Genomic DNA, 21,834 nt, shown 5'->3' with positions numbered 1-21,834 from the left:
TATGTACGGCGGAGGGCAACGCTCCGTCGCCGGTTCAGGCGGCGATCGCCCGCGAGAACCAGCCAATCGTGCGTTCCAGCCCCTCGCTCCAGCCGACCTTCGGCTCCCAGCCCAGCAGCTCGCGGGCCAGCCGGGTGTCGGGGCGGCGGCGGCCGGGGTCGTCGACGGGGCGTTCGACGAAGCGGATGCGGGAGGCGGAGCCGGTGAGCTCGACGATCCGGCGGGCCAGCTCCAGCATGGTGATCTCCTCGCCGCCGCCGATGTTGACGGGTCCGGCCTCTCCGGAGGCGGCCAGGGCGAGGATGCCGTCGACCGTGTCGTCGACGTAGCACAGGGAGCGGGTCTGGCTGCCGTCGCCGGCGACCGTGAGCGGGGCGCCGTCCAGGGCCTGGGAGACGAAGGCGGGGACGGCGCGGCCGTCGCCGGTGCGCATCCGGGGGCCGTAGGTGTTGAAGATGCGGACGATCGCGGTGTCGGTGCCGTGCACCCTGCGGTGGGCGCTGACCAGGGCCTCGGCGAAGCGTTTGGACTCGTCGTAGACGCTGCGCGGCCCGATCGGGTTGACGTTGCCCCAGTAGCCCTCGTGCTGCGGGTGCTCCAGCGGGTCGCCGTAGACCTCGGAGGTGGAGGCGAGGACCAGGCGGGCGCCGTCCGCGAGGGCCCGCTCCAGCGCGTTGCGGGTGCCGGTGCTGCCGACCTCCAGGGTCTGCAGCGGCAGCCGGAGGTAGTCGGCGGGCGAGGCGGGGCAGGCGAAGTGCAGGACCAGGTCGAAACGGCCGGGCAGGGCGCGCAGGGCCACCGGGTCGGTGGCGTCGGCGCGGACGAAGTGGAAGCCGCGGTGCCGTTCGAGGTCGGCCACGTTGGCCCGGGAGCCGGTGGACAGGTTGTCCAGGCAGACGACGTCGCAGCCGGCGTCGACGAGCCGGCCGCACAGATGGGATCCGACGAACCCGGCGCCACCGGTGACCAGGGCGCGGTGCCACGGGTATCCGCTCACGGGGCTCTCCTTGCTCTCGCCTTCACTTGCGTCTTCGCGCGAGTAACCCCGGGGGCCGGCGGTAACCACCGGGGCCGTCCGCGGCGGCTTGGGCACGGCCGTCCATCCTGTGGTCGCCGCCCCTCTGAGCAGCCTTGATTCCCTACGATCGTCTCGTGGTCACCTTCCTGCTGGAACGTACGGCGCCCCTGCCCCTCGCGGAGGCCTGGCGCCGCCTGACCGAGTGGCCCCGCCACGGCGAGGTGGTGCCGCTGACCCGCGTCGTCGTGCGGACGCCGCCGCCGACCGGGGTGGGCACGGTGTTCGTGGCACGCTCCGGCGTCGGCCCGCTCTCCTTCGACGACCCGATGGAGGTCACGGTGTGGCGGCCGCCGACGGACGACGGGGCGGGCCTGTGCCGGCTGGAGAAGCGGGGCCGGGTGGTGACCGGATGGGCCGAACTGGAGGTCCGCCCGGGCCCGGGCGGCCGCAGCCGCGTGGTCTGGCGCGAACAGCTGGACGTGCGCCTGCTGCCCTCCGTCTTCGATCCCCTCCTCACCCCGTTCGCCCGGTACGTCTTCGGCAGGGCGCTGAACCGGCTGCTGCGGCGGGCGTGACGGGCGGGAGGCGGGAGCGGTGGTGCGGTGGTGCCGCCTCGCTCCCGGCCGCGGGCCCGGGAGGTCGTCGGCGGCCACCGTGTCAGCCGGCGTCGAGGGCCGCGGTGATCTTGCGGGTCATCTCCGTCAGGGCGGGGCCGGGGCCCTTCTTCTCGGCGCCGGCGGCCGCCTCGACGGCGACGAGGACGGTGCCGCGGAAGTTGTCGGCCTCCGCCGGGTCCTGCTTCTTCAGCAGGCCCATCGCCTCCGTCAGGGCCGGCAGCACCCGGTCGGCGAGTTCGGCCACGGACTTGCCGTTCAGGCCGTCGACCTTGGACTTCTCTGCCAGTACGTAGCCGACCGGGCCGGTCGCGGAGGCCAGAGCGATGCTGCCGTTGGTGGCGATGCGGTGCGGCGAGCCGGCGGCGCCGGCGGCGGACATGAGCGCGACGGCGCCGTAGGCGGCGGTCCGCAGGGTGGCCTTGTCCTGGTCGGTGAGGTCGAGGGACATGGTGTGCTCCTTGGCTGTGTGGTGGCCCCGGTGCGGGCTCTCGTGCCCTTCCTTGTGACAGGAAGACTGCGCCCGCCCGGTTTCACGCCGGCCTCACCGCGCTTTCAGCGGGCCTTCAGGCCACCGACCCGATCCGCCGCGCCGGCACCGCGCCCGCGTCGTGGTGGATCGGGGTGTGCGCCCCGGTCAGCGGGACCCCGCTGCCGCCACGCCGGCGGGCGACGATCTCGGAGGCGATCGACAGGGCCGTCTCCTCGGGGGTGCGGGCGCCGAGGTCGAGGCCGATCGGCGACCTGAGCCGGGCCAGCTCCCTCTCGGTCACGCCGGCCTCGCGCAGCCGCTCGTTGCGCTCCAGGTGGGTCCGGCGCGAGCCCATGGCGCCGACGTACGCCACCGGCAGCCGCAGCGCCGCCGTCAGGAGCGGTACGTCGAACTTGGCGTCGTGGGTGAGGACGCACAGGACGCTGCGGTCGTCCACGGCAGTCCGCTCCAGGTACCGGTGGGGCCACTCGACGACGATCTCGTCCGCCTCCGGGAAGCGGGCCCGGGTCGCGAAGACGGGGCGCGCGTCGCACACGGTGACGTGGTAGCCGAGGAACTTGCCGATGCGCACCAGCGCCGAGGCGAAGTCGATCGCGCCGAAGACGATCATGCGGGGCGGGGGGACGGAGGACTCCACGAGCACGGTGAGCGGCGCTCCGCAGCGAGAGCCCTGCTCTCCGATCTCCAGGGTGCCGGTGCGGCCCGCGTCCAGGAAGGCGCCCGCCTCGCCGGCGACCGTGCGGTCCAGTTCGGGGTGGGCGCCGAAGCCGCCGTCGCGGGAGCCGTCGGGCCGTACCAGCAGCGCCCGGCCCAGCACTTCTGGCGGCCCGGTCACGATCCGCGCCACCGCCGCCGCCTCCCCGCGGGCGGCGGCGGCCAGCGCGACGGCGAGCACCGGGCGGGCCGGGTCGCCGGCCCGTACCGGCGTGACGAGGATGTCGATGACGCCGCCGCAGGTCAGGCCGACGGCGAAGGCGTCCTCGTCGCTGTAGCCGAAGCGCTCCAGGACGCTCTCGCCGTCCCGCAGCGCCTGCTCGCACAGCGCGTACACGGCGCCCTCCACACAGCCGCCGGAGACCGAGCCGATCGCCGTGCCGTCGGCGTCCACCGCGAGGGCGGCGCCCGGCTGGCGCGGGGCGCTGCCGCCGACGGCCACCACGGTGGCCACGGCGAAGTCGCGGCCCTGCTCGACCCACCGGTTGAGTTCCTCGGCGATGTCCAGCATCTGTCGGTCTCCTTGAACGGGGTGGTGGGGAGGGCTTCTTGACGAGCGGCTAGTGCACGCCCAGCCAGCTCTCGATCGGGTGGAGGGCGAAGTACACCAGGAAGACCGCCGTCAGGCCCCACATGAAGGCCCCGATCTCCCGCGCCCTGCCCTGGGCGGTCTTGATGGCGACGTAGGAGACGACGCCGGCGGCGACGCCCGTGGTGATGGTGTACGTGAACGGCATCAGGACCACGGTCAGGAAGACCGGGATCGCGGTGGCGCGGTCGGCCCAGTCCACGTGGCGGGCGTTCATCAGCATCATCGCGCCGATCACCACCAGGGCGGCGGAGGCGACTTCCTGCGGCACGATGGCGGTGAGCGGGGTGAAGAACAGGCAGGCTGTGAAGAACAGGCCGGTGACCACGGAGGCGAGTCCGGTACGGGCGCCCTCGCCGACGCCGGTCGCCGACTCGATGAAGACGGTCTGGCCGCTGCCGCCGGCCACGCCGCCGATCGCGCCGCCCGCGCCGTCGATGAACAGCGCCTTGGACAGCCCCGGCATCCGGCCCTTGTCGTCGGCGAGTCCCGCCTCGGTGCCGACGCCGATGATGGTGGCCATCGCGTCGAAGAACCCGGCGAGCACCAGGGTGAAGACGATCATGCCGACGGTCATCGCGCCGACCTCGCCCCAGCCGCCGAACTCGACGTGCCCGAAGAGCGAGAAGTCGGGCGTCGAGACGGCGCTGCCGTGCAGTTCGGGGGCGCCGCCCGCCCACTGCTTCGGGTCGACGACCCCGGCGGCGTTGAGGACGGCGGCGACGACGGTGCCGCCGACGATGCCGATGAGGATCGCGCCGGGAACGTTGCGGGCCTGGAGCATGAAGATCAGCAGCAGGGTGCCGGCGAACAACAGCACCGGCCAGCCCGTGAGTTCGCCCGCGGGGCCCAGGGTGACCGGGGTGGCCCTGCCCTGGTGCACGAAGCCGGACTTGTAGAAGCCGATGAGGGCGATGAACAGGCCGATGCCCATGGTGATGCCGTGCTTGAGCGCCAGCGGGATCGCGTTCATGATCATCTCGCGCAGGCCGGTGACGACCAGCAGCATGATGACCACGCCGTACATCACGCACATGCCCATCGCCTGCGGCCAGGTCATCTGCGGGGCGACCTGCGAGGACAGCACGCCGGAGACGGACAGGCCGGCGGCCAGCGCGAGCGGCACCTTGCCGACGAAGCCCATCAGCAGCGTGGTGAAGGCGGCGGCGAACGCGGTCGCGGTGATCAGGGCCTGCCGGCCGAGGGTGTCGCCGGCGGCGTCCTTGCCGGACAGGATCAGGGGGTTGAGCAGGAGGATGTACGCCATCGCCATGAAGGTGGTGACGCCGCCGCGGACCTCTCGGGCGACGGTGGATCCTCGCCGGGATATGTGGAAGTACCGGTCGAGCCAGGACCGTCCGGCGGGGACGCGGGTGCCTTCTCCCGCGTCGTCCGAGACGGTCTGTGGCTCCAGTGACTGCTGGGTCATGTGGGCCTGCTCCCAAGGTTCAAAGGGGCACCCGCGGTCCGCCGTCGGCGGGTTGCGGGATTTGGGGAGGTGCACGACCCGGGGGACGGCCCGAGACGAACAAGGGGGGTCCTGGGGGACCGGGTCCCCCAGGAGACATCGCCGGTTCAGCTCCCGGAGGGTCCCGTGCCCGTGAGGTGTTCGGGCCGTACGGGCGTCCGGTTCAGCTCCAGACCGGTCGCGTTCCGGATCGCCGCGAGGACGGCCGGGGTGGACGACAGGGTGGGAGCCTCGCCGATGCCGCGCAGCCCGTACGGGGCGTGGTCGTCGGCGAGTTCGAGCACGTCGACGGGGATGGTCGGCGTGTCGAGGATGGTGGGGATCAGGTAGTCCGTGAAGGAGGGGTTCCGGACCTTCGCCGTCTTCGGGTCGACGATGATCTCCTCCATCACCGCGACACCGAGACCCTGGGTGGTGCCGCCCTGGATCTGGCCGACGACGGACAGCGGGTTGAGGGCCTTGCCGACGTCCTGGGCGCAGGCCAGCTCGATCACCTTGACCAGGCCGAGCTCGGTGTCGACCTCGACGACGGCGCGGTGCGCGGCGAAGGAGTACTGGACGTGGCCGTTGCCCTGGCCGGTGCGCAGGTCGAAGGGCTCGGTCGGCCGGTGCCGCCACTCCTCCTCGATCTCGACGACCTCGTCCTCCAGCACGTCCGCCAGGTCGGCGAGGACCTCGCCGCCGTCGGTGACGACCTTGCCGCCCTCCAGCAGCAGCTCCGCCGTCGCCCAGGCCGGGTGGTAGGTGCCGAACTTGCGGCGGCCGATCTCCAGCACCCGCTCGCGCACCAGCTCGCAGGCGTTCTTCACGGCGCCGCCGGTGACGTACGTCTGCCGGGAGGCGGACGTCGAACCGGCCGAGCCCACCTGCGTGTCGGCGGGGTGGATGGTCACCTGCGCCACGCCCAGCTCGGTGCGGGCGATCTGCGCGTGGACGGTGACCCCGCCCTGTCCGACCTCGGCCATCGCGGTGTGCACGGTGGCGACGGGTTCGCCGCCGACGACCTCCATGCGCACCTTGGCGGTGGAGTAGTCGTCGAAGCCCTCGGAGAAGCCGACGTTCTTGATGCCGACCGCGTAGCCAACGCCCCGCACGACGCCTTCGCCGTGGGTGGTGTTGGACAGGCCGCCCGGCAGCTGCCGTACGTCCGCGCCCTCGCTGGACTCCCACTGGCGCTCCGGCGGCATCGGCATCGCCTTGACGCGGCGCAGGAGTTCGGCGACGGGGGCGGGCGAGTCGACGGGCTGGCCGGTCGGCATGAGCGTGCCCTGTTCCATGGCGTTGAGCTGCCGGAACTCCACCGGGTCCAGGCCCAGTCGCTCGGCCACCTTGTCCATCTGCGCCTCGTAGGCGAAGCACGCCTGGACCGCGCCGAAGCCGCGCATCGCGCCGCAGGGCGGGTTGTTGGTGTAGAGGGCGACGGCCTCGATCTCGACGTCGTCGACCTTGTAGGGGCCGATGCCGAGCGAGGAGGCGTTGCCGACGACCGCCGGGGAGGCGGAGGCGTACGCGCCGCCGTCGAGGACGATCCGGCACTTGACGTGCGTCAGCTTGCCCTCGCGGGTGGCCCCGTGCTCGTAGTACAGCCGGGCCGGGTGGCGGTGGACGTGGCCGAAGAAGGACTCGAAGCGGTTGTAGACGATCTTGACGGGCTTGCCCGTGCGCAGCGCGAGCAGACAGGCGTGGATCTGCATCGACAGGTCCTCGCGGCCGCCGAACGCCCCGCCGACGCCGGCCAGTGTCATGCGCACCTTCTCCTCCGGCAGGCCGAGGACGGGCGCGATCTGGCGCAGGTCGGAGTGGAGCCACTGGGTGGCGATGTAGAGGTGGACGCCGCCGTCCTCCTCCGGCACGGCGAGACCGGACTCGGGGCCCAGGAAGGCCTGGTCCTGCATGCCGAAGTAGTACTCGCCCCGGACGACGACGTCGGCCTTCTTCGCGGCCTCGGTCACGTCGCCGCGGACGATCGGCTGGCGGTGGACGATGTTGGGGTGCGGGACGTGACCGATGTGGTGGTCGGTGCGGTTCTCGTGGACGAGGATCGCGTCGGGGGCGGTCGCGGAGGCCTCGTCGGTGATGACGGGCAGCTCGCGGTACTCGACCTTGATCTTGGCGGCGGCCCGCCGGGCCGTCTCCGGGTGGTCGGCGGCGACGATGGCGACCGGCTCGCCGTGGTGGCGTACCTTGCCGTGCGCGAGGACCGGGGTGTCCTGGATCTCCAGGCCGTAGTTCCTCACGTCGGTCGGCAGGTCGTCGTACGTCATGACGGCGTACACGCCCGGCGTCGCGAGGGCCTCGCCGGTGTCGATGGAGACGATCTCCGCGTGGGCGACCGTCGAGCGCAGGATCTGCCCCCAGAGCATGTCCTCGTGCCACATGTCGGACGAGTACGCGAACTCGCCGGTGACCTTGAGGGTGCCGTCGGGGCGCAGCGTCGACTCGCCGATGCCGCCCTTGGTCTGCGCACCCTGCGTGATCTTGGTGGGAACACCGTTGGCCGGCATGCTCAGACCCCCTCGGACTGCCGGGCGGCCGCGAGGCGGACCGCGTCCATGATCTTCTCGTAGCCCGTGCAGCGGCACAGGTTGCCCGACAGGGCCTCGCGGATGTCGGCGTCGCTCGGGGTGGGGTTGCGCTCCAGCATCTCGTCGGCCGCCACCAGCAGACCCGGCGTGCAGAAACCGCACTGGACGGCGCCGGCGTCGATGAACGCCTGCTGGATCGGGGCCAGTTCGCTGCCCTCACCGGTCTGCGAGTCGGTGCCCTTTGCGGCCCAGCGCCGGGCCTCGTCGACCGACGTGCCGCAGCCCTCGCCGCAGGCGCGCTGCCTGGCGTACTCCGCGAGCCCCTCGACGGTCACCACGTCCCGGCCCTCCACCTGCCCGGCCGCGACCAGGCACGAGCACACCGGCACGCCGTCCAGGCGGACCGTGCAGGAGCCGCACTCCCCCTGCTCGCAGGCGTTCTTCGAACCCGGCAGGCCGAGACGCTCGCGCAGCACGTACAGCAGCGACTCGCCCTCCCACACGTCGTCGGCTTCCTGCGGACGTCCGTTGACAGTGAAGTTGACGCGCATCAGGCGACTCCCTCCGTACGGGCGGCGGTGCCGCGGTACGACTCCCAGGTCCACGTCAGCGTGCGGCGGGCCATGACGGCGACCGCGTGGCGGCGGTAGCTCGCCGTGCCCCGGACGTCGTCGATCGGGTTGCAGGCGGCGGCGCACAGGTCCGCGAACCGCTTGGCGACCGACGGGGTGACGATCTTTCCGTTGTCCCAGAAGCCGCCCTCCTCCAGGGCCGCGTTCAGGAACTCCTCCGCGGCCCGGGCGCGCACCGGGGTGGGCGCCGCGGAACCGATGCCGGTGCGGACGGTGCGCGTCGCGGGGTGCAGGGCGAGGCCGAAGGCGCACACGGCGATCACCATCGCGTTGCGCGTGCCGACCTTGGAGTACTGCTGCGGCCCGTCGGCCTTCTTGATGTGCACACTCTTGATGAGCTCGTCGGCGGCGAGGGCGTTGCGCTTGACGCCGGTGTAGAAGTCGTCGATCGGGATCATGCGGGTGCCGCGCACCGACTCGGCCTCGACCTCGGCGCCCGCCGCGAGCAGCGCGGGGTGGGCGTCGCCGGCCGGTGAGGCGGTGCCGAGGTTGCCGCCGACGCCGCCGCGGTTGCGGATCTGCGGGGAGGCGACCGTGTGCGAGGCGAGGGCCAGGCCCGGCAGCTCGGCACGCAGGTGCTCCATGATCCGGGTGTACGGGACGGAGGCGCCGAGCCGTACGGTGTCCTCGCCGACCTCCCACTCGTACAGGTCGCCGACGCGGTTCAGGTCGAGCAGGTACTCGGGCCTGCGGTGGTCGAAGTTGATCTCGACCATCACATCGGTGCCACCCGCGATCGGTACTGCGGTGGGGTGCTCCGCCTTCGCGGCGAGCGCCTCCTCCCAGCTGGCGGGGCGAAGGAAGTCCATGACCGGCTCTCTTCTGCGTCTGGTGGGTCGTACGGATCGAGCCAGAATCGGTGCGGCGGGACCGGCTCGTTCATGTGCTGTTCACAGGGAATGGGCTCAGTACACAGCGCCGTACTCCACCGGGGTCAGTCACGGAAAACATGAAGGAGTTGGCTGGCCAGGGAGGTCATCTTGTAGATTCGTATGAACGGAGGCCATCAGTAACCTCGCTGTTTTCCCGGAGAAACGCGGGAAACAGCCTGGCAGGCGACGAGTGCCGCCCGCGCACCCGCCCGCGCGGCCTGCTCCCCTCCCCTTCCCCACCATCCAGCGTAGATTTCGAGACAAGGAACGGCGGCGACGAGAATGCGGCTGCGCGCACTGCTGGACAACGACGCGCTGGGCCTGCGGCTGCTCGGCGGCGAGGACGAGCTCGACCGCACCGTGCGCGGTGTGATGACCACCGACCTCAAGGACCCCAGCCGCTACCTCTCCGGCGGCGAGCTGGTGCTGACCGGTCTGGCCTGGCGCCGGGAGGCGGCCGACTCCGAGCCGTTCGTCCGGATCCTGGTGCAGGCCGGGGTGGCCGCGCTGGTGTCCGGTACGGCGGAGTTCGGCTACGTCCCCGAGGACGTGGTCGTGGCCTGCGCCCGGCACCGGCTGCCGCTGTTCGCCGTGCACGAGTCGGTGGCGTTCGCGACGATCACCGAGCACGTCGTCCGGCAGGTCTCCGGCGAGCGCGCCGGGGATCTCGCGGCCGTCGTGGACCGGCACCGCCGGATGATGACCTCGGGCCCCGCGGGCGGCGGCCCGGACGTCGTCCTGGACCTGCTCGGCTCCGACCTCGACCTGCGGGCCTGGGTGCTGTCCCCCACCGGCCGCCTGATCGCCGGCCCCAAGGTCGCGGGCCCCGCGCTGCCCGCCGACACCTGCGCCAAGCTGGCCGCCGAGCACCTCGCCGCCGCCCGCACCGGGCGCCGCGGGCCCCACCGGGCGACGCTGGGCACGGCGACGTACAGCCTCTTCCCCATCCGCAACTGGGGGCACCGCCCTGCGGTTGCCGGGGGAGGCCGCTCCCCGCAGGCGTCGCGGGACGTGCGCGAGACGGTCCTGTCGGACTGGCTGCTGGCCGTCGAGGCGGACGCGGGCGACTGGCCCCCCGAGCGCCTCGACCTGCTGCAGGGCGTCACCCAGCTGATCGCGGTCGAGCGCGACCGGCGGGACGCGGCGCGCACGGTACGGCGCCGGCTCGCGCAGGAGGTGCTGGAGCTGGTGCAGTCGGGCGCGGCGCCCGCCGAGATCGCCGCGCGCCTGAGGGTGGCCGCGCCGGTGCTGCTGCCCGGCCTCGGGGCCGCCCCGCACTGGCAGGTGGTCGTCGCCCAGGTCGACTGGGAGGGCGGCGAGATCGAGGCCGGGCCGGTCGCGCAGGCGCTGCTGGAGGAGATCCTGGTCGACCCGCTGGCCACCGGGCCCGAGCCCTCCGACCGCATCGCCGTCGCGCACTCCGGCGACGAGGCGATCGCCCTGGTGCCGCTGCCGGCCGTCTCCGCCGAACACGACGGCTCCGAGGCCGGCATCCTCGCCGACGTGCTCCTGGAGTCCGTACGGGAGCCGCTGTCGGCCGGCCTCGACGAGGACGGACGGGTCACGCTCGGCGTCAGCGCGGCCGTGCACTCGGCGGAGGGGCTGCGCGGCGCCCTGGAGGAGGCCCGGCACGCCCGCCGGGTGGCCGCCGCCCGTCCGGGCCCGGTGTGCGCGGCCGGCCACCAGGAGCTGGCCTCGCACGTGCTGCTGCTGCCCTTCGTCCCGGACGACGTGCGCCGCGCGTTCACCGCGCGGCTGCTCGACCCGCTGCGCGACTACGACCGCCGGCACCGCGCCGAGCTGATCCCGACCCTGGAGGCGTTCCTCGACTGCGACGGCTCCTGGACCCGCTGCGCGAGCCGCCTGCATCTGCACGTCAACACGCTGCGCTACCGGGTGGGCCGGATCGAGCAGTTGACGAGCCGGGACCTGTCCCGGCTGGAGGACAAGCTGGACTTCTTCCTGGCGCTGCGGATGAGCTGAGCCCGCCGGGCATCCGGTGCGGGCGGCACCGAGTGCCGCCGCCGTCCCACGACTTTGTGAAATCCTTCACCCACCCTCTTGGCCCGGCCCGGTGATTGGTGCTGGAATGCGGCCACCACTCAAAGCTCGATGGCGTGCTCGGGGAGGGCAAGTGGCGCATACCGCCATGTCTGGTTCCGGAACGACCGCAGACGACGATCCCCTCCAGACCGCGGTGTGGCGGCTGCGCTCCCGGGCCTGCTGGGCCGACGCCGCGGCGCTGCTGCCGCCCACGACCGCCTCGTCCGCGTTGCAGCGGGCGTCGCTGCTGGTCGAACGGTGTCTGTACACCGAGCAGGGCTGGGAGGAGGCCGAGGACGCGCTGCGGACGGCGGAGGCGCTGGCCCACGACGACGAGGAGCGCGGCTCGGCCGCTTGTGAACGCGGGTACTTGGCGTACGCGGCGACGCTGCACTCGGTGCGCGACCGGGCCGACGAGGCGCGGGCCGCGCTCGGCCGGGCGGCGGCGCTGATCCCGCCGGGGGCGCCGGGGCGGGCGCTGCTGGACTTCCGGCGCGGGCTGCTCGCCGAGAACCTGGCCCGCTCCCCGCAGGCGGCCCGTGCCGCCTATCGCCGCGCGCACGCGGGCGCCACCGCCCACGCCGATCCGCTGCTGCTGTCCTTCACCTGGCGCCATCTCGCCGGACTCGCCCTGCGCGACGGGGAGTTGGCGGAGGCCCGGCACGGCTTCGCGGAGTCGCTGCGCATCCGGGAGGAGTTGGGGTACCTCGTCGGGACGGCTCCCGCGCTGGCCTCGCTGGCCGACGCGGAGGCCGAGCCGGAGGCGTCCCGGCTGCGGGAGGAGGCGCGCCGGCTGTTCCGGCTGCTGGGCGGGGTGCCGACGTGGCTGGCACGGCAGTTGACGCCGCCGGCGCCGGGGGCGGCGACGGCGTGAGCGGACGCGGCGGCGACTTTGTGACGACGGTCACATGGCCGGTGGGCGGGCTCAGCATTCACTGAGAGCAACCTGAGAGGTTGCTGTGCCAGGCTGGCGCGCCCATCCCCCTTGGAGGAGCACCCCGATGAGCCTCGTCAACGGCCTGCCCGCACATGTCCTGTTGGTCCATTTCGTCGTCGTCCTGGTGCCGTTGACGGCGCTGGCACTCGTGGTCGGGGCCGTGTGGCCGCGGGCGGCGCGCCGCATGGGTCTGGTGCTGCCGCTGCTGGCCCTGGTGACGCTGGCCAGCGTGCCGCTGACCACGCAGGCCGGCGAGTGGCTGGAGGAGCACGTGCAGGGCAACGCGCTGATCGAGCGGCACGCGGAGCTCGGCGACGGCCTGCTGCCGTGGGTGCTCGGTCTGTTCGTGCTGGCGGCCGCCGTGTGGTGGACGGCCCGGCGTACGCCTGCGGAGGAGACGGGCGCCCCGGCGGACTCCGGGCGGCCGAGCGGCCGGTCCGCGTCCGTGGTGCGGATCGCGGCCGCCGTGCTGAGCGTCGTCGTGGCGGCGGGCGCGGTCGTCGACGTCTACCGCATCGGCGACTCGGGCGCGAAGGCCGCCTGGACCCACGGCTTCTCCAAGACGGCGACCGGCTCCGGCGACGGCGACTGACCGACCCCCAGAACGGTCCGTGCAGGGACCTTGTCGGCGGGGCCCCTGCACGGATCACGGCGACCGGGAACTGCCGACCGCCGTCGCAGCGCCCCCACCAGGCAGACGAGCCGCGGTCACAGTGCCCCGACGGACAGGCCGGCCACCGACCGCAGCACCCCCACAGGCAGATCGGCCACGAGCCGCAGCGCCCGAACGGGCCGACCAGCCGCCCATCGCAGCGCCCCCAAGGGGCGGGCCGCCGGTTCGTGGTGGTCCCGTCGGGCTACGGTCGGGCCGGGGGCGTGAAGTGGTCGTTCAGCAGGGATCGGGCCGTCTCCGTGTCCCGGGTGATCAGCGCGTCCAGGAGCGCGCCGTGCTGGGCCGCGTCCGCGAGCAGGTCGGTGCGGGCCGTGACGGTGCGGCGGTGCAGGTCGTCGGCGATCTGCACGAGCTGCTCGTTGCCCGCGAGCCCCAGTACCGCCCGGTGGAAGGCCCGGTCCGACTCGGCGTACCCGGCCGGGCAGCCCGCGGCGGCCGCGCGGACCGTCGCCTCCGCCAGCGGCCGCAGCTCCGCCCACCGTTCGACGGGCACCGTCCGCGCGAGCCGCAGCAGCACCGGCACCTCGATCAGGGCCCGCACCTCGGCAAGCTCCGCCAGTTCCCGGGCGCCCCGCCGGACCACCCGGAACCCCCGGTTGGGCACGACCTCGACGGCGCCCTCCAGCGCGAGCTGCTGCATCGCCTCCCGCACGGGCGTCGCGGAGACCCCGAACCGCTCGCCGAGCGCGGGCGCCGAGTACACCTCGCCCGGCGTCAACTCCCCCGCGGCGAGGGCGGTGCGCAGCGCGTCGAGGATCTGCCCGCGCACGGACGGCCGCTGGAGCGAGCGGGCGCCGGGCATCGGCTGCTCGCTGTGCGTGTGCTCCCCCCGGGCCGCGCCCGCATCGACACCCCGGTGACCCGTCCCGCGCACCCTCCGGTCGACGTCCGCCGCCCCCGGCTGCTGCGGCACCCTCGGCACACCGGGACCGGCCGCCGGCATCCCCGTCCCCGCGGAGCCCTGCGCGCTCTGCCTCACGGGTCCTCCTCGGGACGTGTCGGTACTTGGGGTCATTACGGCGGGTTGCCACTCGTACGTCAAGCACCTTAAGCGCACGGACCGTCAGTTCACATCTCGCCCATGCCGGGTAAGGTAAGGCTTACCTTTAAGTCGATCCCGGATCGGTGGTCCCGCATGCCCGCATCCCGCTCGGCCCTCACGGACGCCTACACCCGTCTGACCGAGGCCTTTCCCGGCCTGGAGATCGTGGAGCTGGACGCCGGCGAGACGGCACCGCGCGGGGGCGGCTGGGTCGCCGCCGCGTCCCTCGCACAGGGCGGGGCCGACCTGGAGGCGTTCCTGGAGTGGGACGACGCACAGGTGCGGCGCGACTACGGACAGCAGGCACGCCCCGACGTCATCGCCAGCTTCGGCCTGCACCGCTACGCCTGGCCGGCCTGTCTGCTGATCACGGTGCCGTGGTTCCTGCACCGGCGGGTGCCGCGCTTCCCCGTCACCCACGTCGCGTACGACCGCACGGCCCCCGGCCTGTCCGTCGGCCGTATGGCGGTGTGGCCGGCCGGCTTCGCCTGTCTGCCGGGCGACCCGGCGGCCGGGCTCCCGGGCGCCGAGGTGGTCGGCGGCGAGGAGGAGCTGCGGGCCCGGGTGCGGGCGGCGGTGGCCGAGCACCTCGAACCGGTGCTCGCCGGGTTCGGGCCGCGGATGCGGCGGCGCGGGCGGGCGCTGTGGGGCATGGCGACCGACGAGATGGTGGAGGGGCTCTGGTACGTCGCCCACCTGCTCGGCGAGCAGGAACGGGCCCGGCGGGAGCTGGAGTCGCTGCTGCCGGGCGCGACCCGGCCGTACGTCGGCTCGGCGGCCTTCCGCGAACTGACCGGACCCGACGGGGAGTCGCTGCCCACCCGGGACCGGGCCAGCTGCTGCATGTTCTACACGGTGCGCCCCGAGGACACCTGCGCCACCTGCCCGCGCACCTGCGACGCGGACCGGGTCACCAGGCTGCTGGCCGCGGCGAGTTGAGGCACCCTCAGGCGCGGGCACCGCAGGACACCCGCTAAGATCACCCGCGAGCGGGACCGCCCGTCGGTTACAGGTGATTCACAACTTCCTCACTTGTCGCAGGAACTTTCCGAGGAACCATCCGTACGGGTAGTCTTATTCGAACTCAACTCCCGCCCCTCAAGCGGCAGTTCGAGCAGAAAGCCGCCCTGGGCATTCCCTTGCGCTTCCTTGGCGGCCTCTTGCCCCGAAACCCCCTGAGGGCCGGTGGGATTGGGCCACTATGGCGGGCGTTACGCCCTATCCCAATGCAAGGGACCCCTGATGAGACTGACCGACATATCGCTGAACTGGCTGCTTCCGGGCGCCGTACTGCTCCTGGGCATGCTGGCGGCGGTGGCGGTGCTCGCGCGCAGCAAGCGGTCCGGGGAGCACGCGAAGACCGAAGACTCGTGGGAGCGCAGCGAGGAACGCCGCAGGCGCAAGGAGGCCCTGTACGGCACCGCCTCCTACATCCTGCTGTTCTGCTGTGCGGCGGTGGCAGCGGCGCTGTCCTTCCACGGTCTGGTGGGCTTCGGCGAACAGAACCTCGGCCTGACCGATGGCTGGGAGTACCTGGTGCCGTTCGGCCTGGACGGCGCGGCCATGTTCTGCTCCGTGCTCGCGGTGCGCGAGGCCAGCCACGGTGACGCGGCGCTCGGCTCCCGGATACTCGTGTGGACGTTCGCGGGCGCGGCGGCGTGGTTCAACTGGGTGCACGCGCCGCGGGGCATCGACCACGCGGGCGCCCCGCAGTTCTTCGCCGGCATGTCGCTGTCCGCGGCCGTCCTGTTCGACCGCGCGCTGAAGCAGACCCGCCGGGCCGCGCTGCGCGAGCAGGGCCTGGTGCCGCGTCCGCTGCCGCAGATCCGCATCGTCCGCTGGCTGCGGGCCCCCCGCGAGACCTACAGGGCCTGGTCGCTGATGCTCCTGGAGGGCGTGCGCAGCCTGGACGAGGCGGTCGAGGAGGTACGCGAGGACAAGCGGCAGAAGGAGGAGAACCGGCTGCGCCGGCGCGAGGCGGACCGGCTGGAGCGCGCCCAGCTCAAGGCGATCAGCCGCGGCCACCGCGGCTTCGTCGGGCGCGGCGGCGGCCGGCAGGAGCCGCAGGCCCTGGAGCGGGCCTCGGCCCCGGTCTCGGAGCCTGCCATATCCACCGCGGAGCAGCTGCCCGTACGGCCCCGTCCCTCGCTGCAGCCCGTCCGCAGCGGCGGCTCTGAGTCGGTCACCGTCGACCTCACCGCGGAGGACGACACAATGGCCCTGCCGCGGCTGGACTCGCTGGAGCGCAAGCTCAAGGACCTGGAGCAGCAGTTCGGTTAGGAACGACCGCCACGGCCCGGTGAAGGGGCCGTCACGGCAACGGGAAGGGGCGTGACCCGCGAGGTCACGCCCCTTCCCGTTGGCCCTGTCATGCCGCCTCGGCGTCCAGTTCGAACCACACCGCCTTCCCCACGCCGTGCGACCGTACGCCCCAGGCGTCGGCGAGGGACTGCACCAGGACCAGGCCCCTGCCGTGCGTGCCGTCGTCGGCGTTCGGCACGCACAGGATGGGCCGGCGCCCCACGAAGTCCCTCACCTCCACTCTCAGGCCGTCCGGTTCGACGGTGACCGTCAGGACCGCGTCGCGGTCGGTGTGGACGAGCGCGTTGGTGACGAGTTCGCTGGTGAGCAGCTCCGCTATCTCGGACCGCCCAGGCCTGCCCCACTGCCGCAGCAGTTCGCGCAGTTCCCTGCGGGTCTCCCCCACCGCCTTCAGGTCCGCGCGTCCGAGTCTGCGCCGCATCCGGGACGACCGCGCCCGGTCGGTGGCGCCGTCGGTCTTGTCCTCCGTCTTCGGCGAGGAGGCCCCGATGACCATGGGACCGCCCCCTCGTGCCTGCCTCTTCATGACCCCCGCCCGCGTGCCGATGTCGGTTCCCCTCCTTGTCGAACACGTTCACGGGATCCATGCCCCCTGGGACACGCGGCAGTCATGTCGAATCCTCAACGACCAGGTGTTCGGCCACGGCTCCGCCGAGCTCCAGCGGCCGGACGACACCTCCGGGACACCCCGGGGACATCCTCGGCGGGCCCGTCCGGGCCGCCGCCGGGCCGCCGTGCGGCTCCCGCGCGAACGGGCCATGTGCCGCCGGTCCTGCCCGTATGGCATGTGCGGGCCACGCGGGGAGCCCTCCCCGACCGGCCCGGCCGGGGAAAGCCCTGGTCGACGAGCCGGTTCGGGTGGGCGGGGCCGGGGCCGGGCGCGGGGGCCGCCGTACGCCGCTGCGGACGTCCCCCTCAAGGGCGTACACCCCCCGCAACCGGCACCTGAGGACCGCGTCCCCGGCGAGCGGAGGCGAGCCGGTGCATCTGTTCCGGGCGGCCACCGCGGATCCGGGCGCACGGCACGGCCTGCGGCCTACGCGTCCGGACGGCGTCCGCACCGCGCGGCATCGCCCCAACGGCCGATCCGGGGCTGCCGATCCGGTCGTATCCGGCGAAGAGGTGTGACGGCTGGTCCTGGACGCCGCGGCGGCCGCGGAGCCGCCGCCCGAGCCGCGGGGGAAACTGGCCGGAAACCGCTCCCCCCGGCGGCCGGGGCGGCTGCTTCGCCGCGGTGGCTACCTCGCCGCCGCGCCCTTCGCGCCGATGTGGAAGATCTCGCGGGTGTCGCGGGTCATGTCGACGACCAGCCGCGTGGTGTCGTTCCGGCTCCAGGTGAGGGTGACGACCGCCTCCGTGCGGTTCTTCGTGGTGCCGACGGCGGTGACCTTCCAGGCGAGCGGGACGTTCTGGGCACGCAGGACGCCGTCCGCGTGCTCCCTCTCCTCCCAGGCGGCCAGCTCCTTCTGGAAGGCGGGCGTGAGGTAGTGGCCGCGCAGGGCCGTCCCGAGGGTGCCGCTGTCCTCGTCGGTCACCGCGTCGATGTAGGCGCCGTAGAAGTCGGCGATACGGGTGACGTCGTCGGACGGCTTGCCGCTGACACTGCGCGGGGCGCCCGCGGAGGCCTGGGCGGTGACGCCGAGGCCGAGGGCGGCGGCGAGGAGGCCGGCGGTGACGACGGTGCGGGTCCTGCTGCTCATGGTGTGTTCCCCGTTTTCTCGTGAGGTGGAGCCGGTTGGTCATGGGCGGGCCGCCCTCCCCACCCCCGTGGCGGGAGGGCGGCCCTGGTTCGCGCGGTCAGTGGAGCTTGTTCACGGCCGTGACCGTCGTCTTCCCGAAGGCCGTCACCGGCGCGTCCGCGAAGGTGCCCATCTGGCCCCAGTCGACGACCGTGACGGTGCGGCCGTCGCGGCCGACGGAGATCAGACGGATGTCGGTCGCCCCCCAGGAGGTCTGCGTGTGCAGGCCGTAGACGTGGGCGCCCTCCTCGACGGGCAGGGTGCCGTAGTCCTTCAGGGTGGCCTCGATCTCCGGGTCGGCCCGCTCGATGCGGGCCGGGCAGGACGTGATGTCCTTGGCCAGCCGTGCCACGCGGTTCTTCGCAGCGCGGGTGCCGGGCAGTTCGACGCTGACCTGACGGGCGCCGGTGTCGAGGTCGGTGCGGAAGTCGCGGTACCAGGTGTCCTGGCCCCCGCCCAGCGCCGTTCCCAGGCAGCGGTCCTGCTCGACCTCCTCCGGAACGCCCGCGGTGACCTCGCCGGCCGTCCAGGACGAGGTGGGGTGCGGCGGGAGGTCGGCCGCGGCGAGGAAGCCGGGCGCCCTGGTGGCGGCGTCCGCCGGAGTGGCGAGCGAGGCGCCGAGGGCGAGGCCGGTGACGGCGAGTGCGAAGAGCACACCTGCTCGGGTGCGCTTGGGCATGGATGTCCCCCGTGGATGAGTGCGGTGGTTGTGTGCGGTGGCCGGGTGTGACGGTTGGGTGCGGTGGCCAGGCGCACGTCCGCGGTCTGCGCGGATGTGGCATGTCGCGGCGACGGCGGATGGTCGGTCCGGCCCTGGTCGGTGCGACACCAAGAGCATCGGCGGTCACCCGCCCCCGGCGCAACGCCTTGCGGCCCTTCGGCGACGGTGGAACCATCCCAGCCCGTCTGACGTGCAGGTACAGGGAGCGCCTGGGATACGGGAGCGCCGCACGAGGAGGGGGAACGGTGTCGACGGTGGACGAGGTCGAGGAGTTCGCGGCGCTGCTGCGCCGGCTGAAGGACCGGACGGACCGGAGCTACGGCTCGTTGGCCCGGCGCCTCGCCATGAACACCTCGACGCTGCACCGGTACTGCGCGGGCGAGGCGGTACCGCAGGAGTACGCCCCCGTGGAACGCCTGGCCGCGTTCTGCGCGGCGACACCGGAGGAACGGCTCGAACTGCATCGGCTGTGGCTGCGGGCGGTGGCGGCGAGACAGCGCCCGCAGCCGGGCGAGAAGCCGGCGCATGCGATGGGGGCGACGGACGCGTCGAAGGCGTCGGACGCCGCGGGCGTGACGGACGCGACGGAGGCCCTGACCACGGCCGGTGGCGCAGGGCGGGACGGGAGCGTCGGGGCTTCGTGGGCGGAGGTCGCGGCGGTGGAGGAGGCGAAGGAGGAGGAGCGGAACGCGGGACGCGGCGACCGTGAGCCTCCGCGCGCGAGCGCCCCCGCGCCCGCCCGCCCCTGGTACAGGCGCCGGCCGGCTTTGGTCGGGGCCGCCGCGGCAGCCGTGCTGCTGGTCACGCTGGGCAGCCTCGCCGCGCTGCCGGCGGACGGGACGAAGGGCGGCTCCGGGTCGGCCGGGGGCCCCGCCCGCTCCCGGACCACGGAAGCCCGCGCGTCGCAGCACCCCTCGGCCCCGGCGAGCGGCCCCTCCCCCGGCCGGTCGTCGGCCTCGCCCTCGGCAGGTGGACGCGCCTCTGCGCGCCCCACGCCCGAGGACGCGCCCTCGGCGACCGCGAAGGGCGGCGCGCCCGCGGTCACGGGGGTTCCCCTCGCCTGGACGGCCGACTCCCAGGTCTGGAACATGGGCTGCGGCCACGACTACGTCGTGGACAAGCCGCCCGCGCAGGTCCCCCCTCCCCCGGTCCAGCAGGACGCCGGTGCGTGGGCGGCGACGCAGCGGGCGGTGCACGGACGGCAGACCATGGTGCAGATCTCGGTGCAGGGCAGGTCGTCCACGGCCGTCGTCCTGGAGGCGCTGCGGGTGCGGATCGTCAGCCGCGGCACCCCGGCCGCGGGCAGCGCGTACGCCATGGACCAGGGCTGCGGCGGCGAGCTCACGCCCCGCAGCTTCACCGTGAACCTGGACGCCGACCGTCCCACCGCCCGCCCGAAGGACGGCGCGGACAGCGAACACACCATCCCCGCCGTGCACTTCCCCTACCGCGTCTCCGCCGAGGACCCGGAAGTGCTGCTGGTCGACGCGACCACCGACACCTACGACGCCCGCTGGTACCTCGAACTCGACTGGTCCTGCCAGGGCCGCACCGGCACGGTCCGCATCGACGACCACGGCCGCCCGTTCCGCACCAGCGGCATCCAGGGCAAGCCCCGCTACTGGTACGGCACGGACGACTCGGGCGAACGGGCCTGGGTCCCCTACGGGAACTAGGGCCGCGGCACGTTGCGGAGGTTGGAGCGGGCCATCTGGAGCATGCGGCCCACCCCGCCGTCCAGGACGATCTTCGAGGCCGACAGGGCGAAGCCGGTCACCATCTCGGCGCTGATCTTCGGGGGGATGGACAGGGCGTTGGGGTCGGTGACGACGTCGACGAGGGCGGGACCCTTGTGCTTGAACGCCGACTTCAGTGCCCCGGCCAGGTCCTTGGGCTTCTCGACCCGCACCCCGTAGGCGCCGCATGCCTGCGCGACGGCGGCGAAGTCGGGGTTCTTGTTGGTCGTGCCGTGGGAGGGGAGACCGGCGACCAGCATCTCCAACTCCACCATCCCGAGGGAGGAGTTGTTGAACAGGACTACCTTGACCGGGAGGTCGTACTGCACCAGCGTCAGGAAGTCGCCCATCAGCATGGAGAACCCGCCGTCCCCGGACATCGACACCACCTGCCGGCCCCGGTCGGTGAACTGCGCCCCGATCGCCATCGGCAGCGCGTTCGCCATCGAACCGTGGGAGAAGGAACCGATCACCCGACGGCGGCCGTTGGGCGAGATGTAGCGGGCCGCCCACACGTTGCACATGCCGGTGTCGACCGTGAACACGGCGTCGTCGTCCGCCAGTTCGTCGAGGACCGACGCCACGTATTCGGGATGGATGGGCACGTGCTTGTCGACCTTGCGGGTGTAGGCCTTCACCACCCCCTCCAGCGCGTCCGCGTGCTTCTTCAGCATCCGGTCCAGGAAGCGGCGGTTGGTCTTCTCCCGCACCCGCGGGATCAGACAGCGCAGCGTCTCGCGCACGTCGCCCCACACGGCCAGGTCCAGCTTCGAGCGACGGCCCAGGTGCTCGGGCCGGACGTCGACCTGGGCGATCTTCACGTCGTCGGGCAGGAAGGCGTTGTACGGGAAGTCGGTGCCGAGGAGGATGAGCAGGTCGCACTCGTGGGTGGCCTCGTAGGCGGCGCCGTACCCGAGCAGACCGCTCATGCCGACGTCGTACGGGTTGTCGTACTGAATCCACTCCTTGCCCCGCAGGGCGTGTCCCACGGGTGACTTGATCTTCCCGGCGAACTCCATCACCTCGGCGTGCGCCCCCGCCGTGCCACTGCCGCAGAACAGGGTGACCTTGTCGGCCGCGTCGATGAGCCGGACCAGTTCGTCGATCTCGGCGTCGCCCGGGCGGACCGTGGGCCGGGAGGTGACGAGGGCGGTCTCGGCGGCCTTGTCGGGGGCGGTCTCGGCGGCGATGTCGCCGGGGAGGGAGACGACGCTGACGCCGGAGAGGCCGACCGCGTGCTGGATGGCGGTCTGCAGCAGGCGGGGCATCTGTTTCGGGCTGGAGATCAGCTCGCTGTAGTGGCTGCACTCGCGGAACAGCTGGTCCGGGTGGGTCTCCTGGAAGTAGCCGAGGCCGATCTCGCTGGACGGGATCTGCGAGGCGAGGGCGAGGACGGGCGCCATCGAGCGGTGGGCGTCGTACAGGCCGTTGATGAGGTGGAGGTTGCCGGGGCCGCAGGAGCCGGCGCACGCGGTCAGCTTGCCGGTGATCTGCGCCTCCGCGCCGGCCGCGAAGGCGGCGGTCTCCTCGTGGCGTACGTGCACCCAGTCGATGGCGGCGTTGCGCCGCACGGCGTCGACGACCGGGTTGAGGCTGTCGCCGACGACGCCGTAGAGGCGTTCGACTCCGGCGCGGACGAGGATGTCGACGAACTGTTCGGCGACGGTCTGCTTGGCCATGGTGGTCTGCTGCCCCT

19 protein-coding genes are annotated in these 21,834 nt (G+C 73.1%); 7 read left to right on the top strand and 12 right to left on the bottom strand.

Annotation, left to right across the window (positions count from 1 at the left end; translation table 11 throughout):
• Positions 1 to 34: 34 nt before the first annotated feature.
• Positions 35 to 997: a UDP-glucuronic acid decarboxylase family protein gene (locus tag ACYF6T_RS13875; protein WP_461696321.1), complete on the bottom strand. Its 963-nt coding sequence runs from the start codon at positions 995 to 997 to the stop codon at positions 35 to 37.
• Between the two features lie 155 nt (positions 998 to 1,152).
• Between ACYF6T_RS13875 and ACYF6T_RS13870 the strand changes: the two genes are divergently transcribed.
• Positions 1,153 to 1,593, top strand: a complete 441-nt coding sequence (locus ACYF6T_RS13870) for an SRPBCC family protein (protein WP_461696319.1) — start codon at positions 1,153 to 1,155, stop codon at positions 1,591 to 1,593.
• Positions 1,594 to 1,675: 82 nt separating this feature from the next.
• Here ACYF6T_RS13870 and ACYF6T_RS13865 read toward each other — a convergent pair whose 3' ends face one another.
• The 6 genes from ACYF6T_RS13865 to ACYF6T_RS13840 form a co-directional block, all read right to left on the bottom strand.
• Positions 1,676 to 2,083, bottom strand: coding sequence for a hypothetical protein (locus ACYF6T_RS13865; protein ID WP_461696318.1), 408 nt, complete (start codon positions 2,081 to 2,083; stop codon positions 1,676 to 1,678).
• Between the two features lie 115 nt (positions 2,084 to 2,198).
• Complete coding sequence (locus tag ACYF6T_RS13860) at positions 2,199 to 3,350, bottom strand: XdhC family protein (protein WP_461696316.1); 1,152 nt, start codon at positions 3,348 to 3,350, stop codon at positions 2,199 to 2,201.
• Positions 3,351 to 3,399: 49 nt separating this feature from the next.
• Positions 3,400 to 4,857 carry an NCS2 family permease gene (locus tag ACYF6T_RS13855; RefSeq protein ID WP_461696314.1) on the bottom strand — a complete coding sequence of 486 codons (1,458 nt, stop codon included), beginning with the start codon at positions 4,855 to 4,857 and terminating at the stop codon, positions 3,400 to 3,402.
• Positions 4,858 to 5,003: 146 nt separating this feature from the next.
• A complete protein-coding gene (locus ACYF6T_RS13850) occupies positions 5,004 to 7,400 on the bottom strand; it encodes a xanthine dehydrogenase family protein molybdopterin-binding subunit (RefSeq protein WP_461696313.1) in 2,397 nt (798 codons plus the stop codon).
• 2 nt (positions 7,401 to 7,402) lie between these two features.
• The gene (locus tag ACYF6T_RS13845) at positions 7,403 to 7,972 is read right to left on the bottom strand and encodes a (2Fe-2S)-binding protein (protein WP_461696312.1); all 570 of its coding nucleotides are present in this window, start codon (positions 7,970 to 7,972) and stop codon (positions 7,403 to 7,405) included.
• Positions 7,972 to 8,862: an FAD binding domain-containing protein gene (locus tag ACYF6T_RS13840; RefSeq protein ID WP_461696311.1), complete on the bottom strand. Its 891-nt coding sequence runs from the start codon at positions 8,860 to 8,862 to the stop codon at positions 7,972 to 7,974. The genes ACYF6T_RS13845 and ACYF6T_RS13840 overlap by 1 nt, the downstream gene beginning before the upstream one ends.
• A gap of 345 nt (positions 8,863 to 9,207) precedes the next feature.
• Between ACYF6T_RS13840 and ACYF6T_RS13835 the strand changes: the two genes are divergently transcribed.
• From ACYF6T_RS13835 to ACYF6T_RS13825, 3 genes are all read left to right on the top strand, one after another.
• Positions 9,208 to 10,908 (top strand): PucR family transcriptional regulator, encoded by a 1,701-nt coding sequence (locus tag ACYF6T_RS13835; RefSeq protein WP_461696310.1) that lies wholly within the window; start codon positions 9,208 to 9,210, stop codon positions 10,906 to 10,908.
• Positions 10,909 to 11,059: 151 nt separating this feature from the next.
• The gene (locus ACYF6T_RS13830; protein ID WP_461696309.1) at positions 11,060 to 11,842 is read left to right on the top strand and encodes a hypothetical protein; all 783 of its coding nucleotides are present in this window, start codon (positions 11,060 to 11,062) and stop codon (positions 11,840 to 11,842) included.
• A gap of 127 nt (positions 11,843 to 11,969) precedes the next feature.
• A complete protein-coding gene (locus ACYF6T_RS13825; RefSeq protein WP_461696308.1) occupies positions 11,970 to 12,497 on the top strand; it encodes a DUF2231 domain-containing protein in 528 nt (175 codons plus the stop codon).
• 265 nt (positions 12,498 to 12,762) lie between these two features.
• Here the strand turns inward: ACYF6T_RS13825 and ACYF6T_RS13820 are convergent, their stop codons facing one another.
• Entirely contained in the window at positions 12,763 to 13,557 is a 795-nt protein-coding gene (locus ACYF6T_RS13820) for a GntR family transcriptional regulator (RefSeq protein WP_461696307.1), read from the bottom strand.
• A gap of 156 nt (positions 13,558 to 13,713) precedes the next feature.
• Here ACYF6T_RS13820 and ACYF6T_RS13815 point away from each other — a divergent pair, with 156 nt between their 5' ends.
• Positions 13,714 to 14,559, top strand: coding sequence for a (2Fe-2S)-binding protein (locus ACYF6T_RS13815; RefSeq protein ID WP_461696306.1), 846 nt, complete (start codon positions 13,714 to 13,716; stop codon positions 14,557 to 14,559).
• Positions 14,560 to 14,862: 303 nt separating this feature from the next.
• The gene (locus ACYF6T_RS13810) at positions 14,863 to 15,900 is read left to right on the top strand and encodes a DUF2637 domain-containing protein (protein WP_461696304.1); all 1,038 of its coding nucleotides are present in this window, start codon (positions 14,863 to 14,865) and stop codon (positions 15,898 to 15,900) included.
• A gap of 88 nt (positions 15,901 to 15,988) precedes the next feature.
• On the opposite strand, the gene ACYF6T_RS13805 is transcribed toward ACYF6T_RS13810, so the two are convergent.
• The 3 genes from ACYF6T_RS13805 to ACYF6T_RS13795 form a co-directional block, all read right to left on the bottom strand.
• Complete coding sequence (locus tag ACYF6T_RS13805; protein WP_461696303.1) at positions 15,989 to 16,438, bottom strand: ATP-binding protein; 450 nt, start codon at positions 16,436 to 16,438, stop codon at positions 15,989 to 15,991.
• A 742-nt stretch (positions 16,439 to 17,180) separates the two neighbouring features.
• The gene (locus tag ACYF6T_RS13800; RefSeq protein ID WP_461696302.1) at positions 17,181 to 17,642 is read right to left on the bottom strand and encodes a hypothetical protein; all 462 of its coding nucleotides are present in this window, start codon (positions 17,640 to 17,642) and stop codon (positions 17,181 to 17,183) included.
• A 97-nt stretch (positions 17,643 to 17,739) separates the two neighbouring features.
• The gene (locus tag ACYF6T_RS13795; RefSeq protein WP_461696300.1) at positions 17,740 to 18,360 is read right to left on the bottom strand and encodes a hypothetical protein; all 621 of its coding nucleotides are present in this window, start codon (positions 18,358 to 18,360) and stop codon (positions 17,740 to 17,742) included.
• A gap of 287 nt (positions 18,361 to 18,647) precedes the next feature.
• On the opposite strand from ACYF6T_RS13795, the gene ACYF6T_RS13790 reads away from it, so the two are divergent.
• The gene (locus tag ACYF6T_RS13790; protein WP_461696299.1) at positions 18,648 to 20,078 is read left to right on the top strand and encodes a helix-turn-helix domain-containing protein; all 1,431 of its coding nucleotides are present in this window, start codon (positions 18,648 to 18,650) and stop codon (positions 20,076 to 20,078) included.
• Here ACYF6T_RS13790 and ACYF6T_RS13785 read toward each other — a convergent pair.
• Complete coding sequence (locus tag ACYF6T_RS13785; protein WP_461696297.1) at positions 20,075 to 21,817, bottom strand: pyruvate dehydrogenase; 1,743 nt, start codon at positions 21,815 to 21,817, stop codon at positions 20,075 to 20,077. The genes ACYF6T_RS13790 and ACYF6T_RS13785 overlap by 4 nt on opposite strands.
• Between the last annotated feature and the right edge of the window lie 17 nt (positions 21,818 to 21,834).

Source organism: Streptomyces sp. 7R007, assembly GCF_054850255.1.
This window is presented reverse-complemented; position numbering and strand designations above follow the sequence as displayed.